This window comes from Mesorhizobium sp. C277A, from assembly GCF_040324395.1.
Classification (GTDB): Bacteria; Pseudomonadota; Alphaproteobacteria; order Rhizobiales; family Rhizobiaceae; genus Mesorhizobium.
Map to the genome: position 1 here is coordinate 593,890 of NZ_JAMYVW010000002.1, position 15,174 is coordinate 609,063.

The following is a 15,174-nucleotide window of genomic DNA, read 5'->3' on the forward strand; positions in this document are numbered from 1 at the left end:
GAACCGGGTCTTGGCCCCGGGGTTCTAATCTTCCGAGAACTTGGAGGGCGAGCATGACCAAATGGGTCTACACCTTCGGCGATGGCGCCGCGGAAGGACGTGCGGGCGACCGCAACCTTCTCGGTGGCAAAGGCGCCAATCTGGCCGAGATGTGCAGTCTTGGCCTGCCGGTGCCGCCGGGCTTTACGCTCACCACCGAAGTCTGCAACGCCTATTACGCCAACGGCAACAGCTATCCGGCCGCGTTGCAGGCCGATGTCGTCAAGGCGCTGGACCATATCGGGCAACTGACCGGGCGCCGTTTCGGCGATCCGTCGAAGCTGCTTCTGGTCTCGGTCCGCTCCGGGGCCAGGGCCTCGATGCCGGGCATGATGGACACCGTGCTCAATCTCGGCCTCAATGACGAGACGGTCGAGGCGCTGGCAGCCGATTCCGGCGATGCCCGCTTTGCCTATGACAGCTACCGCCGCTTCATCCAGATGTATTCCGATGTCGTCATGGGTCTCGACCACGAAGTGTTCGAGGAAATCCTCGAGGACCAGAAGGCGAGCCTCGGCCACGAGCTCGACACCGAACTGACAGCGCAGGAATGGCAGAGCGTCATTGCCCTCTACAAGGCCAAGGTCGAGGAGGAGCTCGACAGGCCGTTTCCACAGGACCCGCACGAGCAGCTGTGGGGGGCGATCGGCGCGGTGTTTTCCAGCTGGATGAACAACCGCGCCATCACCTACCGGCGCCTGCACGACATCCCGGAAAGCTGGGGCACGGCGGTCAATGTCCAGGCCATGGTGTTCGGCAATATGGGCGAGACGTCAGCCACTGGCGTCGCCTTCACCCGCAATCCCTCGACCGGCGAAAAGATGCTCTATGGCGAGTTCCTGGTGAACGCGCAGGGCGAGGATGTCGTAGCCGGCATCCGCACGCCGCAGAACATCACCGAGGCGGCGCGCATTGCCGCCGGCTCGGACAAGCCGTCGCTGCAGAAACTGATGCCGGACGCGTTTCGCTCCTTCGTCGACATCTCCGACCGCCTGGAACAGCACTACCGCGATATGCAGGACCTCGAATTCACCATCGAGCGCGGCAAATTGTGGATGCTGCAGACGCGTTCCGGCAAACGCACCGCCAAGGCGGCGCTGAAGATCGCCGTCGAGATGGCGCGCGACAAGCTGATCACGACGGAGGAGGCGGTCGCCCGCATCGATCCGGCCTCGCTCGATCAGCTGTTGCATCCGACCATCGACCCCAAGGCCGCGCGCGATGTCATCGGCGTCGGCCTGCCGGCTTCTCCGGGCGCGGCGACCGGCGAGATTGTTTTCTCCTCGGGCGATGCCGAGGATCTGAAGACGCAAGGTCGCAAGGCAATCCTGGTGCGCATCGAAACCAGCCCCGAAGACATTCATGGGATGCATGCTTCGGAAGGCATCCTGACCACGCGCGGCGGCATGACCAGCCACGCCGCCGTGGTCGCGCGCGGCATGGGCAAGCCTTGCGTTTCGGGCGCCGGCTCGCTGCGTGTCGACTACAAGGCCGGCACGCTGATGTCGATGGGCCAGACCTTCCGCAAGGGCGACATCATCACCATCGATGGCAGCAACGGCCAGGTGCTGAAGGGCGCCGTGTCGATGCTGCAGCCGGAACTGTCGGGCGATTTCGCCGCCATCATGGAATGGGCCGATGCGGTGCGCCGCATGAAGGTGCGCACCAATGCCGAGACGCCGCTCGATGCGCGCATGGCGCGCTCCTTCGGCGCCGAAGGCATCGGCCTCTGCCGCACCGAGCACATGTTCTTCGACGGCGAGCGTATCGTCGCTATGCGCGAGATGATCCTGGCCGATACCGAGAAGGACCGCCGCACCGCACTTGCCAAGCTGTTGCCGATGCAGCGCTCGGATTTCCTCGAACTGTTCGAGATTATGGCCGGCCTGCCGGTGACGATCCGGCTGCTCGATCCGCCGCTGCACGAATTCCTGCCCAAGACGGAAGCGGAGGTGGCGGAGGTCGCCGCCGCCATGAACGTCTCGCCCGACAAGCTCAGGCAGCGCACAGAAGCCCTGCATGAGTTCAACCCGATGCTTGGCCATCGCGGCTGCCGTCTCGCCGTCTCCTATCCCGAGATCGCCGAGATGCAGGCGCGCGCCATTTTCGAGGCCGCGGTCGAGGCCGGCAAGAAGGCCGGCGCGCTGGTCGTTCCCGAGATCATGGTGCCGCTGGTCGGCCTGGTGAAGGAGCTCGACTACGTCAAGGCGCGCATCGATGCGGTTGCCAAGGCTGTCATGGACGAGACCGGCGTCAAGATCGACTATCTCACCGGCACGATGATCGAGCTGCCGCGCGCGGCGATCCGCGCCCACGTCATCGCCGCTACGGCCGAGTTCTTCTCCTTCGGCACCAACGATCTCACCCAGACCACTTTCGGCATCTCGCGCGACGATGCGGCGTCCTTCCTCGAGACCTATCGGCAGAAAGGCATCATCGAGCAGGACCCGTTCGTCTCGCTCGACATCGAGGGCGTCGGCGAACTGGTGCGCATGGCTGCGCAAAAGGGCAGGGCGACGCGGCCCGACATCAAGCTCGGCATATGCGGCGAACATGGCGGCGATCCGGCCTCGATCCGCTTCTGCGAAGAGGTCGGCCTCGACTATGTCTCGTGCTCTCCCTACCGCGTGCCGATCGCAAGATTGGCCGCAGCCCAAGCCGCGGTGCAGATTGCCAAAACAGCAGTGCCGCGCCCCAAAAAGAGCGCCGCGGCATCCTGATTTCGACATAGTCCTTTCGGTATCGATGAAACGGCCAGCCCTGCGTGGCCGTTTGGCGCTAAGCTTACGATTTTGTAAGCAAATTCACGCTGATGTGCGCGGCTCAACACGCAATCCCGACATCGTTTCTTCCCAATTTCACGGCCCCCCAACCCGCCCGGTGCCGAGAAAAAGATGTTACAGATTTCGCCCAGACCCTTCCGCTCGATCCTGATTATCCAGACCAAGTTCATCGGCGATATTGTTCTGTCCTCCACGCTGGCCAAGAACCTGCAGCTCGAATATCCCGGTGTCAGGATCGTCTTTCTCTGCGAGGCGCGCCTGGCCAGTTTCGTCACCGCGCACGGCATCGCCGCCGAGGTCGTCAGCTTCCGCCGCGCTGCCATGCGTGGCACCCCGCTGGAGCGTGGGCGCGAGCTCTATTCTATGATCAGCAAGCTGCGCCAATTCCGTTTCGACCTGACCATCGACCTCACCGATTCAAAGACATCGCGGCTCATCGTCAGGTTCCTCAACGCCAGGACGCGCATCGGCTACAATCCTCCGGAAAGGCCGCTGCGCTGGCATGAGCGCCAGCCCGCCAATGTCTTTGCCGAGCCGTTCGGTTTTGGCGAACGTCACTATCTCTACCGCTACCTTTCGCCGCTCGAGCCGCTCGGCGTCGGTCTGCGCGTGCGGGTGCCGTCGATTCGGCCATTGCCGATGGAGACGGCGAGGGCCCAGGCATTGCTGGACAAACACCATCTGCGGCCAAATGGCTTTATCGCGGTGCATGCCGGCGCCAGTTTTCACGGCCGGCGCTGGCAGCATGAACGCTTTGCCGCCGTGATCGACACGGTTGCGCGCGAAACCGGACTGGATTTCGTACTCGTCGGCGGCCCTGACGAGCGCAAGCCGGCCGAGCAGATCCTCGCCAGTGCCGCGTCGATCGTCAACTTCGTCGGCGCGCTGTCGCTGGAAACGCTCCTGGCGGTGTTGCAGCAGGCGCGGCTGTTTGTCGGCAATGAGAGCGGCCCCATGCACATGGCAGCAGCGGCCGGAACGCCGGTTGTCGGCCTTTTCGGCCTGACCAGCCCGGCCGTCTGGGGACCGGTTGGCGTGCCCAGCCTCGCCTTGCAGCCATCCATGCCGTGCAATTGCGTGGCGGGCAGCCTGTGCAATCCGCTCGATCCCAGCAAGGCCTGCTGCGTCTGGCGCCTCGAGGTCGAACCGGTCGTCGCGGCCGTGCGCGAAGTCCTGTCACGCACGCATGTGGAACTGGAACACGCCGTCTGACGGTGCGCGGCGGTCACATTGTCGGGATATCAGCTTTCTCACGGCCACTATCCCGATTTCCGCCTTGTTGCGGGTCCTGGGATGCGGCTATGACAGCGCCGATTCTCAGACAAGACAGGCATCCCTTGCAAAAGCTGTTTTGCGCCTTGGCGCTATCTATCGTGGCCGTGTCCTCGGCCCAGGCCGCGCCGCTTGTCGAGCCGGCGCTGCATCTGAAGGCTGAGGACGGTAGCAGTGTCGGCCGCGTCGCGCTCACGCTCGACGCCTGCGGCGGGCAGACCGATACGAGGATACTCTCGGCCCTGGTGGAGAACCGGATTCCGGCGACGATCTTCGTCACCGGTATCTGGCTGAAGCGAAATGCCGCCGCCGTCGAGATCATGCGCGCACATCCCGATCTGTTCGAACTGGAAAACCATGGCGGCCGTCACATCCCGGCTGTCGACACGCCGCAGAAAATCTATGGCATCCGCAGCGCCGGCAGCCCTGAAGCGGTGCAGGCCGAAGTCGAGTCGGGCGCGGCCGCTCTTGCCGGCACCGGCGAGCCGGCGCCGAAATGGTTTCGCGGCGCGACCGCCGAATACAGTCCGTCGGCCATCGCCATGATCCGCAGGCTCGGCTTCAAGATCGCCGGCTTTTCGATCAACGGCGATGGCGGCTCGTTGCTTGGTGCAAAAGAAACCGCCCGGCGCATCGCCGCCGCCAAGGATGGCGACGTCATCATCGCTCACATCAACCAGCCGACCCACGCCGCCGGCGAGGGCGTCGTGCAAGGTCTGCTCGCGCTGAAGGCCAAGGGGCTGATGTTCGTGCGGCTGGATGACGCCGACGGTGTCGGCAACGACGGGACGACTGATTAGGATTAGGCGGCGGCAGGCGGTTTCCTCGCCTTTGGACTAACGTCGCCGAGGTTTGAGATTAGCCGAGGCCTCTAAACTCGTCATCCCGGAATGAAACAGGAGCGAAGCTCCGTCGCGAAGACCCTGGGATGATGAAGCGAGCAACGGCGGCTTGAGTCGCTTGCTCAGGCCGGTGCTGCTTCGATCGTCACCCTGTTGGGATAGAAGGCGCCGTGGTAGCGTATCTCAGCCATTTCCTCGAAGGGCTGCTCATAGCCCCACATTGCGTCCTTGCCGGTCTCGCCGGCCGGCAGCACGCTCCAGTAGCTGGCGTCGCCCTTGTAGGGGCAGTGGGTCGACAGGGTGGTTTTGCCGAGCTGGGTGAAGTCGATGTCTTCGAAGGGGATGTAGAATGCCTGGGGGTAGGGCGGTTCGGACAGAAGCTTCGCTCGCGTCGATGAGGCGATCACCGTATCGCCGGCACGCACGACCACGGTACCGCGATAGGGTTCGACGGTGATGACCTTGCCCGGATTGCTCTGAAAGCCGGGGGCGGGGTTGGCGACCTGGTCCATGCGGGGGTTCTCCTTGTTCGATTGGGAGCACAGTTCGATTGGGAGCGTGCGGGGTTGCTTCCCATGTCCCTAAAATGTGTCTGGAGAACTCGTTGCGCAAGCCTTCGCCAGTAGGCCAGAGCTGGCCTTCCGATCACAAAAAACGATCCCGCGTGGAATGCTCAGGCTGCGGTCTTGAACACGTCCATGAGGCCGGCATAGGCCGCGGCAATACCGGCTACCGGGTTGGTGCTTCTTGACGTCGTCTCGACCTTCAGCGGGCCGCCGCCGGTCGGCAAGGTGAGCAGCAGGAACTGGCGATTGCCGCCGTCGCCGATCGATGCGGCGGCGACATGCTGGCCTTCGCCTTCGTTCTGGACGCACATTTTGAACAGCAGCGTGCCGCCGACCGCTTCCAGGGCGCCGCCGACCACCTCGACAAATTCGTCTTCGGTGACCTTTTTGGCCTCCGGCACGAGATCGGCCAGACTTGCGGCAAGCGTGTCTTCAAGCTCTTTGTCGTCGAGTTGAATATCGTCCAACTGCACGTCTTGGGCCCCGCTGTCATCCAGCTGCCTGTCGTCGATCTGCCTGTCGTCGATCTGCCTGTCGTCGATCTGCCTGTCGTCGATCTGCCTGTCGTCGATCTGCCTGTCGTCGATCTGCTTGCCGTCGATCTGCTTGTCGTCGAGCTGCGTGTCCATGCGAACCTCTTTCAGTCTCGCCAATCCGCACCCCTACCCCGTTAACGAACCTTAACGTCGACGATGGCCGGATTGTGGCGGTTTTCTCCGCCTTTCGATCACTGCTTGCTTCAGCCGTTAACGGTTGGAGACGTCACGACTGGACAATCCTTCCGTTCGTCCCACAATGGAACAAAAGACGGGAAAAACGAGGAAGCAATGGGAGGAACCAGATGCTCGGACTGATGCAGGAATGGCCGCTGCTCTGCCACAAGCTGATCGACAATGCCGAGCGTCAGCACGGGACGCGCGAGATCGTCTCGCGCTCGATCGAAGGTCCTGTCGTTCGCACCACCTATGCTGAAGTTCATCGCCGCGCGCTCAAGGTCGCTCAACGGTTGGAGCGCGATGGCTTTGTGCTCGGCGACCGCATCGCGACCCTGGCCTGGAACACGGCGCGCCACATAGAGGCCTGGTACGGCATCATGGGCATCGGCGCCATCTACCATACGCTTAACCCGCGTTTGTTCCCCGAGCAGATCGTCTGGATCATGAACAATGCGCAGGATAGAGGGATCTTCGTCGACCTGACCTTCATGCCGCTGCTGGAAAAGATCGCCGGCGCGGTCAAATCGCTGAAAAAGGTGATCGTCCTGACCGACAAGGCGCATCTGCCTGAAACGACGCTGCCGAATGTGGTTGCCTATGAGGACTGGTTGAACGAGGCCGATGGCGACTTCGCCTGGAAGGTTTTCGGCGAAAACACCGCAGCCGGCATGTGCTACACCTCCGGCACGACGGGCGATCCCAAAGGCGTGCTCTACAGCCACCGCTCGAATGTGCTGCATGCCATGATCGCCGCCATGCCCGACGCCATGGGCCTCTCCGCGCGGGACACGATCCTCCCCGTCGTGCCGATGTTTCATGCCAATGCCTGGGGCCTTGGCCAGAGCGCGCCGATGATCGGCGCCAAGCTGGTCATGCCCGGTTGCAAGATGGACGGCGCCTCGATCTACGAGCTGCTCGACACCGAGAAGGTGACCTTCAGCGCCGCCGTGCCGACCGTCTGGATGATGCTGCTGCAGCATCTGGAAGAGACCGGCAAGAAGCTTCCCTATCTCAGCAAAGTCGTCATCGGCGGCTCGTCCTGCCCGCGCGCCATCATCAGGAAATTCCAGGACAATTACGGTGTCGAAGTCATCCATGCCTGGGGCATGACCGAAATGTCGCCGCTCGGCACGCTGTGCACCATGAAGCCGCAGTATCAAGCGCTCGAGGGCGAGGACCGGCTCGATATCCAGGGCAAGCAGGGCTACCCGCCCTTCGGGGTCGAGATGAAGGTGACGGATGACGACGACAAGGAACTGCCTTGGGACGGCAAGACCTTCGGCCGGCTGAAGGTGCGCGGTCCAGCCGTCGCCAGCGCCTATTATGGCGGCGTCGGAGCCGAGCAGTTCGACAAGGACGGCTGGTTCGACACTGGCGATGTCGCCCATATCGATTCCGGCGGCTACATGCAGATCACCGATCGCGCCAAGGACGTCATCAAGTCGGGCGGCGAGTGGATATCGACCATCGACCTGGAGAACCTCGCCGTCGGCCATCCCGATGTCGCCGAGGCCGCGGCGATCGGCGTCCATCATTCGAAATGGGGCGAACGGCCCTTGCTGGTCGTGGTCGCCAAACCCGGCAAGGAGCCGAGCAAGGCGGACATACTGGCGTTCATGGACGGCAAGGTGGCGAAATGGTGGATGCCCGACGACGTCGCTTTCATCAGCGAAATCCCGCACACCGCCACCGGCAAGATCCAGAAGATCACCTTGCGCAAGCAGTTCAGCGACTACCGCCTGCCGACGGATTGACCGGGACCGTGCGTTTCCTTGACCTTCAAGCTACCGGCGGCAAAAACGTTAGGGCAGGGGATGTTCAATTTGAGCATCCTTTGCTCTAAGCGTCTGTGCGGGTTGGGGCGGTGCTGAAGACAATGGAAATTGACGAGCGGCAGACATCGAAGGCGGCCGGCTGGTCGCGGCGCACGGGCGCTTTTGCCCTGGTCCTGCTGCTCACCGTGCTGGCCGGCCATCATTTCGAACTGGTGGAAACGCCGGCCTTCCTGTGGGTGCTGGCGATCGTCGCCCTGCTTGCCGCATTCGCTTTGCTGTTTGCCGGTCTCGCTCTGTCCAGGCTGTGGCATTTCGGTGACCGTGGCGGCCGCGACCTCTCGGTCGGCGCCCTGCTGGCGCTGCTGGTGCTGACGCCCTACGGCTTTGCCACCTATTTGGCGGCGACCACGCCGCCCCTGAGGGACATCACGACGGACCTCGACAATCCGCCAGTGCTCGACACCAGCGACCGCACCAAGGACATGAACGTGCTCGCGCTGCCAACGCCGGGCGAAGCGCGCCTGCAGGCCGACGCCTATCCGCTGGTCACCGGGCATAGCTACAATCTGCCTTTCGAAACCGTCGTCGACGCCGTTGAAACCGTGCTCGACCGCCGCGATTGGCAACTTACCGCGCCATACCCAGTGACCGACGGTCAAGACGAGGTGACGATATCGGCCGTGGCCCGGAGCTTCGTCGTGGGCCTGCCCGCCGACGTCGCCATCCGGGTCAGCAATGATGGCGACACCATCGTCGTCGACATGCGCTCGGCCTCCCGCTACGGCCGCTACGACCTCGGCGACAATGCCGCCCGTATCGTCGGGTTCCTCGCCGAACTTGATCAGGAAGTTGCGGGCCAGGTGGGTGCGGCGCCGGCTGAGTAGTTCTACCCCACCGGCACAAAAACGCCGTCGATGGCCGGGTCACCCTGGGTAGCAACCAGGCCGCGCGCCACCAGGTCCTCGAGATGGGCAAGCACCGACAGGCCGGCGGCGCCATGCAGGCGCGGGTCGGTGTCCCTGTAGATCGCCTTGACCATGTCCGGGATTGTCCGGTCGCCGCCCCGGATGCGTTCGAGGATCGCCCGTTCGCGCATCTTGCGGTGAGTCTTCAGCCCGCGCATGAAGCTGCGCGGCGCATTCACCGGGCCGCCATGGCCGGGCAGCAGCAGGCGGTCGCCGCGCGCGATCAATTTATCCAGCGAGGCCATGTAGTCGGCCATCGCGCCGTCCGGCGGCGCCACGATCGACGTCGCCCACGCCATCACATGGTCGGCCGAAAACAGGATGCCGGTGCCTTCGAGCGCAAATGCCGCGTGATTGGCGGTGTGGCCCGGCGTCAGCACCGTCCGGATCGTCCAGCCATCGCCCTCGACCAGCGTATCGTCGGGCAAAGTGACATCCGGCGCGAAACCGGTGTCGGCGCTGGCGTCGAGCGGATTGATCTCGCCGATCCGCAGCGGCCTTGCCGGGCGGTGCGGGCCTTCGGCCAGCACGGCGGCACCGGTGCGCGCTTTCAGCCGGGCGGCCAGCGGAGAATGGTCGCGATGCGTGTGACTGACTAAAATATGGCTCACCGGCCGGTTTGCGATCACCTTCAGCAACGTCTGGAAATGCGCTTCATCATCCGGACCCGGGTCGATCACCGCCAGTGTGTCGCGGCCGATAATGTAGCTGTTTGTGCCGTGAAAGGTGAATGGGCTGGGGTTTTTGGCGGTGACGCGCAAGACCTCGAGCGCGACGGTGACGCCCCGGCCATAGGCGGGATCGAAGCTGGTGTCGAATTTGAGCGCCATGGCGGTGTCGTTGAACCTCTGTTCAGGAGGACGGCAAAACTGATTGCCGCATAACACGGAAGCCAATATAGAAAAACGCAAGGCCGCGATCTGCGGCAATCCGGATTGGGGAAGACCATGGCACTTGCAACGACGATGCGTCCGCTTGTTTCTCTCGCTTTGCCCCAGGAGGGCGCGCAGCGCCTGGCAACCCAGCTTTTGCTCGCGATCGCCGGAACGCTGCTTTTGACCCTGTCGGCCAAGACGAAAGTCGTGCTCGGGCCGGTCGACATCTCGATGCAGACGCTGGCCGTCCTGCTGATCGCCACCGCATTTGGCCTGCGGCTTGGCGTCGCTACCCTGCTTCTCTACATGGCCGAAGGCGCCATGGGCTTCCCGGTCTTCCAAAGCACGCCTGAAAAGGGCATCGGCATCGCCTACATGATCGGCGGCACCGGCGGTTATCTCGCCGGCTTCGTCGTCATGGCGGCCATTGTCGGCTGGGCCGCCGACCGCGGCTGGGACCGCCACCCGATCAAGTTGTTCAACGCCATGCTGGTCGCCGAAATCGTCATGATGGCCATGGGCTTTGCCTGGCTGGCCACCCTCATCGGCGCGGAAAAGGCGTGGCAGTTCGGCGTTTTGCCGTTCGTCCTCGGCGACCTGATCAAGGTTGCGCTCGCCGCCAGCCTGGTGCCGGCGGTATGGTCGCTGCTGCCCAAGCAGCCCTGAAACCGGACAAATGAATGAGCCGGCGGGCCCTGGGCCCGCCGGCTTTTTGTTGTCACGCGTCCGCCAGCCGATGGTGCAAGCCGGTTGCCAAATCGCCACGCCCATTTGCATCGTCAGCTTGTGCCTGGTCGGTCAAATTGCCGCGAGGCGGCAGATGCAGAGCAACTCTGGCGCCGATCCACGGCCGAGATTGAATTGACAAGCCATTGCGCGAAACCTAAGCACGGGCAACTTGATTTCGAGGCGGGGGCCGGTAACTCAAGGAGAGCTTGTTGAAGGGAATAATCCTTGCAGGAGGCAGCGGGACGCGTCTGTATCCCCTTACATTAGCGATCTCTAAGCAGATTCTGCCGATATACGACAAGCCGATGATTTTTTATCCGCTGAGCGTCTTGATGCTCGCCGGTATCCGCCAGATTTTGATCATTTCGACACCTCGCGACTTGCCGGTGTTTCGGGAGTTGCTGGGGGACGGTTCGGATTTCGGGGTCGAATTCTCCTATGCCGAGCAGGCGCAGCCCAACGGGCTTGCCGAGGCCTTCATCATCGGCCGCGACTTCATCGGCAAGGATAATGTGTCGATGATTCTCGGCGACAACATCTATTTCGGCGACGGCCTGTCGCAGCTCTGCCGCACTGCTGCGCAGCGCCAAAGCGGCGCGTCGGTGTTCGCCTACCATGTCGAGGACCCGCAGCGCTACGGCGTGGTGTCGTTCGACAAGCTCAGCGGCACGGCTTTGACGATTGAGGAGAAGCCGCGGGAGCCGAAGTCCAACTGGGCGGTCACCGGCCTCTATTTCTACGACAATGAGGTCGTCGACATCGCGTCGACGATCAAGCCCTCGGCGCGTGGCGAACTCGAGATCACGGCGGTCAACAACGTCTATCTCGAGCGCGGGAAATTGCACGTGCATCAGCTCGGCCGCGGCTATGCCTGGCTCGACACCGGCACGCATGACAGCCTGCATGAAGCCTCTTCCTTCGTGCGCACGATCGAGCACCGCCAGGGGATCAAGGTCGCCTGTCCTGAAGAAATCGCTTTCGAGCAGGGCTGGCTGACTGCCGACAAGGTGCTTGAGCGCGCGACGCGGCTGGGCAAGAACGAATACGCCGCCTATCTGCGCCGGCGTGTCACTGAGCTGACGGAGAACTAGAGTGGACTTCAGGCAGCTTGGTCTTGATGGCGTGCTCGAGATCGTGCCGAAGCGGCACGGCGATGCGCGCGGCTATTTCATCGAGACCTGGAATGCCGAGCGCTTTTTTGAAGCCGGCATCGACCTGCGTTTCGTCCAGGACAATCACTCCTATTCGGCGGCGGCAGGTGTCGTGCGGGGGCTCCACTATCAGCTTCCTCCACGCGCGCAGGACAAGTTGCTGCGTGTGATCAGAGGCAAGATTCTCGACGTGGCGGTCGACATTCGCCGCAGCTCGAAAACCTTCGGCAAATGGGTCGCGCTCGAAATATCGGCCGAGAAAGGCAACCAGATCCTGGTGCCGAAGGGTTTCGCGCACGGCTTCGTCACGCTCGTGCCGGACACCGAGGTTGTGTATAAGGTCACCGACACATATTCGCCGGCGCACGACCGATCGATCCGTTTCGACGACCCCGACATCGGCATCGATTGGCCATCGCCCACCGGCGGCTTCGAGCTCTCGGCCAAGGACCTCAAGGCGCCGCCGCTCGCCACGGCCGAGGTGTTCGCATGACGCGCGACGATGTGAGGAGAGCGCCATGAATTTTCTGGTGACAGGCGGTGCCGGCTTCATCGGCTCGGCGGTGTGCCGGCATTTGTGCGCCAATCCGGCCTACCATGTGACCAATCTCGACAAGCTTACCTATGCCGGCAATCTCGCCTCGCTGCGCACCATCGAGAATGCGCACAACTACAAATTTGCGCAGGCCGACATCTGTGACGAGCGGGCGGTTCTCGACATCCTCCACCGCGACGAGATCGACGTCGTCATGAACCTCGCCGCCGAAAGCCATGTCGACCGCTCGATCGACGGACCGGGCGCCTTCATCGAGACCAACATCGTCGGCGCCTACCGGGTGCTGAATTCGGCGCTCGAATATTGGCGTGGCCTTGGCGACGACAGGAAAGCCCGCTTCCGCTTCCACCATGTGTCGACCGACGAGGTGTTCGGCGATCTGCCTTTCGACGGCGGCATGTTCGTCGAGGAAACGCCTTACGCGCCGTCCTCGCCCTATTCTGCCTCCAAGGCGGCGTCGGACCATCTGGTGCGGGCCTGGCACGAGACCTACGGCCTGCCAGTCGTGCTCTCCAATTGCTCGAACAATTACGGGCCCTATCACTTCCCCGAAAAGCTGATCCCGCTGGTCATCCTCAACGCGCTCGACGAAAAGCCGCTGCCGGTCTACGGCGCTGGCGCCAATGTGCGCGATTGGCTGTTCGTCGAGGATCACGCCCGTGCTCTGGAACTGGTCGCCACAAAGGGCCAGCCCGGCGAAAGTTACAATGTCGGCGGCAATTCCGAGCGTACCAACCTTGGCGTCGTCGAGACGATCTGCGGCCTGCTCGACATCAGGCGTCCGCGCAGCGGCGGCAGGAGCTACCGCGATTTGATCAGCTTCGTCACCGATCGGCCCGGCCACGACCGCCGCTATGCCATCGATGCCTCCAAGATCGGCAGGGATCTTGGCTGGGCGCCGGCGGAGAGTTTCGACAGCGGCCTGGCGAGGACGGTCGACTGGTTCCTCGACAACAAATGGTGGTGGGGACCGATCCGCGAGCAGCGCTATGCCGGCGAGCGGCTGGGGCAAGTCCAGTCCCATGGCCAGGTTGACCAGGTTGAAGGCAGGAAGGGCGCGGCGTGAGGCTGGTTGTCACCGGACGCGACGGTCAGGTCGCTGCCAGCCTGCTGGAGGCCGGGCAGAGGCGCGATGGCATCGAGGTCGTCACCCTCGGCCGCCCAGTGCTCGATCTGGCGCGGCCCGATACGGTGTTCGACGCACTCGCGGCAGCGCGGCCGGATATCGTGGTGTCGGCTGCCGCCTACACCGCGGTCGACCAGGCCGAGGACGAGCCCGATCTTGCCTTCGCTGTGAACGCCGTCGGCGCCGGCAAGGTCGCCGAGGCGGCCGCGAAGCTCGGCGTGCCCGTAATCCATCTGTCGACCGACTACGTCTTCGATGGCACCAAGGACGGCGCCTATGTCGAGACCGACGCCACCGCACCGCTCGGCGTCTACGGCGCCTCCAAGCTCGCCGGCGAACTGGCTGTGGCAGCCGCCAATCCGCGCCATCTGATCCTGCGCACCGCCTGGCTCTACAGCCCATTCGGCAAGAATTTCGTCAAGACCATGCTGCGGCTGGCCGGCGACCGCGACGAGATCGCGGTGGTCGCCGATCAATGGGGAAATCCGACTTCGGCGCTTGATATTGCCGATGCGATCCTGCATGCGGCGGCGATGTTGGCGGACGACGAGCGCTTTGAAGGATATGGCATCTATCATCTTGCGGGAACCGGGGATGTAAATTGGAGCGGTTTTGCCCGACATATTCTCGACGCGAGCGCCATTCTCGGCGGCCCCACCGCGCGGATACGTGACATCGCCACGGCGAATTATCCGGCAAACGCGCAGCGTCCGGCCAATTCTCGGCTTTGGAGCGCAAAGTTCAGTGATACATTCGGTTGGATCGCGCCGGAATGGCGGGAATCGACAAAAGAGGTTGTTGCCGGCCTCATCGACGATTCGTCGCGACGCAGTGTCGATAATTGGCGCAGTAGGAACTGAGGAGAGGCCGAAGCAAAACGATGCGAGTCAGCCTTCACGTAGGCCCTCATAAGACAGGTACAACTTCCATCCAGACGTATCTACTCGATCGCTTTGGAAGCCCTCTACCGAAAGAGGTGTGGTATCCTGCGCTACCGGACCGCGGTCCTGGCCATTCCGCCTTGGCGTTTGACCTAATCAATGGTGGCGCTCTTTTTCAAACGTTGATCGATTCGGCCCAGTCTGCGGGAGTGCGGCATCTTATTCTCAGCAGCGAGGACTTCTCGTTCCTATTCCCGGAGGCCTTAACGCAGCTTTCTATCCTCAACAGCTTTAGCACGCAGCTTATCTTCACGTTCAATTCGCCGATCCTGCGTGCAGCCTCTCTTTGGCAGGAAATGGTGAAGCACGGTCACTCGAAAACACTATCAGACTCCATGCTTGAAATTCGAAATATGCCAGGTATGCAACCCTCGTTTGTAAGCGCGATCACCGATGTCGTAAGGCCGGCTGATCTGGCCACGATATTCATTTCTGTCCGAGATAGGCAAGATGTACTGCTAACGAACCTCTGCGGCGCACTGAATATTGAATACACCGCGCGGGCAGAAGTCAATCGGAACAATAGTCTCAACTATCTTGAGACGGAGTTGCTCCGATCGATAAACAAGACGATGGAGTCTAATGGCTTCGAGCAAGCGACGATGAACGCCCTGCGCGAGATAGCTATAGCGATGTTTCAATCACCTGAATGGCGAGAATGCAACCGGCCAATACCAATCGTCGTGCCCCCGGAGTGGGTTGCGGATTTTCGTTCTTGCGCGGAAGGCACGTTGTCCGCAATTTCAAACATACAGAAAAAATGGAAAACCAGGATATTTGGCTCGTCAGACGCGATGCGTGAAGAAAATAAAGCATAGTTTTCTGGGCAGATCGGGGC

General features: G+C 62.5%; 14 protein-coding genes. 11 read left to right on the forward strand and 3 right to left on the reverse strand.

Features of this window, described 5'->3' with window-relative positions:
* Positions 1 to 53: 53 nt before the first annotated feature.
* The 3 genes from ppdK to NKK52_RS02910 all read left to right on the forward strand — a co-directional run bounded on the left by ppdK (position 54) and on the right by NKK52_RS02910 (position 4,894).
* On the forward strand, positions 54 to 2,759 hold the full coding sequence (gene ppdK / locus NKK52_RS02900) for a pyruvate, phosphate dikinase (protein ID WP_023684609.1): 2,706 nt from the start codon (positions 54 to 56) through the stop codon (positions 2,757 to 2,759).
* A gap of 174 nt (positions 2,760 to 2,933) precedes the next feature.
* Entirely contained in the window at positions 2,934 to 4,034 is a 1,101-nt protein-coding gene (locus NKK52_RS02905; protein WP_023684608.1) for a glycosyltransferase family 9 protein, read from the forward strand.
* An 89-nt stretch (positions 4,035 to 4,123) separates the two neighbouring features.
* Complete coding sequence (locus tag NKK52_RS02910) at positions 4,124 to 4,894, forward strand: polysaccharide deacetylase family protein (RefSeq protein WP_050592005.1); 771 nt, start codon at positions 4,124 to 4,126, stop codon at positions 4,892 to 4,894.
* A gap of 164 nt (positions 4,895 to 5,058) precedes the next feature.
* Here the strand turns inward: NKK52_RS02910 and NKK52_RS02915 are convergent, their stop codons facing one another.
* Entirely contained in the window at positions 5,059 to 5,448 is a 390-nt protein-coding gene (locus NKK52_RS02915) for a DUF427 domain-containing protein (RefSeq protein WP_023684606.1), read from the reverse strand.
* Positions 5,449 to 5,609: 161 nt separating this feature from the next.
* Positions 5,610 to 5,969 (reverse strand): hypothetical protein, encoded by a 360-nt coding sequence (locus NKK52_RS02920; protein ID WP_023684605.1) that lies wholly within the window; start codon positions 5,967 to 5,969, stop codon positions 5,610 to 5,612.
* Positions 5,970 to 6,343: 374 nt separating this feature from the next.
* Here NKK52_RS02920 and NKK52_RS02925 point away from each other — a divergent pair, with 374 nt between their 5' ends.
* On the forward strand, positions 6,344 to 7,972 hold the full coding sequence (locus tag NKK52_RS02925) for a fatty-acid--CoA ligase (protein ID WP_023684604.1): 1,629 nt from the start codon (positions 6,344 to 6,346) through the stop codon (positions 7,970 to 7,972).
* A gap of 122 nt (positions 7,973 to 8,094) precedes the next feature.
* The gene (locus tag NKK52_RS02930; protein ID WP_023684603.1) at positions 8,095 to 8,877 is read left to right on the forward strand and encodes a DUF1499 domain-containing protein; all 783 of its coding nucleotides are present in this window, start codon (positions 8,095 to 8,097) and stop codon (positions 8,875 to 8,877) included.
* Positions 8,878 to 8,879: 2 nt separating this feature from the next.
* Here the strand turns inward: NKK52_RS02930 and NKK52_RS02935 are convergent, their stop codons facing one another.
* Positions 8,880 to 9,788 carry an MBL fold metallo-hydrolase gene (locus NKK52_RS02935; RefSeq protein ID WP_023684602.1) on the reverse strand — a complete coding sequence of 303 codons (909 nt, stop codon included), beginning with the start codon at positions 9,786 to 9,788 and terminating at the stop codon, positions 8,880 to 8,882.
* A 117-nt stretch (positions 9,789 to 9,905) separates the two neighbouring features.
* On the opposite strand from NKK52_RS02935, the gene NKK52_RS02940 reads away from it, so the two are divergent.
* The 6 genes from NKK52_RS02940 (at position 9,906) to NKK52_RS02965 (ending at position 15,154) form a co-directional block, all read left to right on the forward strand.
* Positions 9,906 to 10,499, forward strand: a complete 594-nt coding sequence (locus tag NKK52_RS02940; RefSeq protein ID WP_023684601.1) for a biotin transporter BioY — start codon at positions 9,906 to 9,908, stop codon at positions 10,497 to 10,499.
* 272 nt (positions 10,500 to 10,771) lie between these two features.
* Positions 10,772 to 11,653 (forward strand): glucose-1-phosphate thymidylyltransferase RfbA, encoded by an 882-nt coding sequence (rfbA, locus tag NKK52_RS02945; protein WP_023684600.1) that lies wholly within the window; start codon positions 10,772 to 10,774, stop codon positions 11,651 to 11,653.
* A gap of 1 nt (position 11,654) precedes the next feature.
* Positions 11,655 to 12,206 (forward strand): dTDP-4-dehydrorhamnose 3,5-epimerase, encoded by a 552-nt coding sequence (gene rfbC, locus NKK52_RS02950; RefSeq protein ID WP_023684599.1) that lies wholly within the window; start codon positions 11,655 to 11,657, stop codon positions 12,204 to 12,206.
* Between the two features lie 25 nt (positions 12,207 to 12,231).
* Entirely contained in the window at positions 12,232 to 13,335 is a 1,104-nt protein-coding gene (gene rfbB / locus NKK52_RS02955; protein WP_023684598.1) for a dTDP-glucose 4,6-dehydratase, read from the forward strand.
* Entirely contained in the window at positions 13,332 to 14,255 is a 924-nt protein-coding gene (gene rfbD / locus NKK52_RS02960) for a dTDP-4-dehydrorhamnose reductase (protein WP_023684597.1), read from the forward strand. Before rfbB ends, rfbD begins: the two co-directional genes overlap by 4 nt.
* Positions 14,256 to 14,416: 161 nt before the next feature.
* Positions 14,417 to 15,154, forward strand: coding sequence for a hypothetical protein (locus tag NKK52_RS02965; RefSeq protein ID WP_023684596.1), 738 nt, complete (start codon positions 14,417 to 14,419; stop codon positions 15,152 to 15,154).
* Positions 15,155 to 15,174: the final 20 nt, after the last annotated feature.

What these genes read in the sequence shown, in the direction of transcription:
- ppdK (WP_023684609.1), top strand. Translation starts at nt 54, where the DNA reads ATGACCAAATGGGTCTACACCTTCGGCGATGGCGCCGCGGAAGGACGT.
- NKK52_RS02905 (WP_023684608.1), top strand. Translation starts at nt 2,934, where the DNA reads ATGTTACAGATTTCGCCCAGACCCTTCCGCTCGATCCTGATTATCCAG.
- NKK52_RS02910 (WP_050592005.1), top strand. Translation starts at nt 4,124, where the DNA reads ATGACAGCGCCGATTCTCAGACAAGACAGGCATCCCTTGCAAAAGCTG.
- NKK52_RS02915 (WP_023684606.1), bottom strand. Translation starts at nt 5,448, where the DNA reads ATGGACCAGGTCGCCAACCCCGCCCCCGGCTTTCAGAGCAATCCGGGC.
- NKK52_RS02925 (WP_023684604.1), top strand. Translation starts at nt 6,344, where the DNA reads ATGCTCGGACTGATGCAGGAATGGCCGCTGCTCTGCCACAAGCTGATC.
- NKK52_RS02930 (WP_023684603.1), top strand. Translation starts at nt 8,095, where the DNA reads ATGGAAATTGACGAGCGGCAGACATCGAAGGCGGCCGGCTGGTCGCGG.
- NKK52_RS02935 (WP_023684602.1), bottom strand. Translation starts at nt 9,788, where the DNA reads ATGGCGCTCAAATTCGACACCAGCTTCGATCCCGCCTATGGCCGGGGC.
- NKK52_RS02940 (WP_023684601.1), top strand. Translation starts at nt 9,906, where the DNA reads ATGGCACTTGCAACGACGATGCGTCCGCTTGTTTCTCTCGCTTTGCCC.
- rfbB (WP_023684598.1), top strand. Translation starts at nt 12,232, where the DNA reads ATGAATTTTCTGGTGACAGGCGGTGCCGGCTTCATCGGCTCGGCGGTG.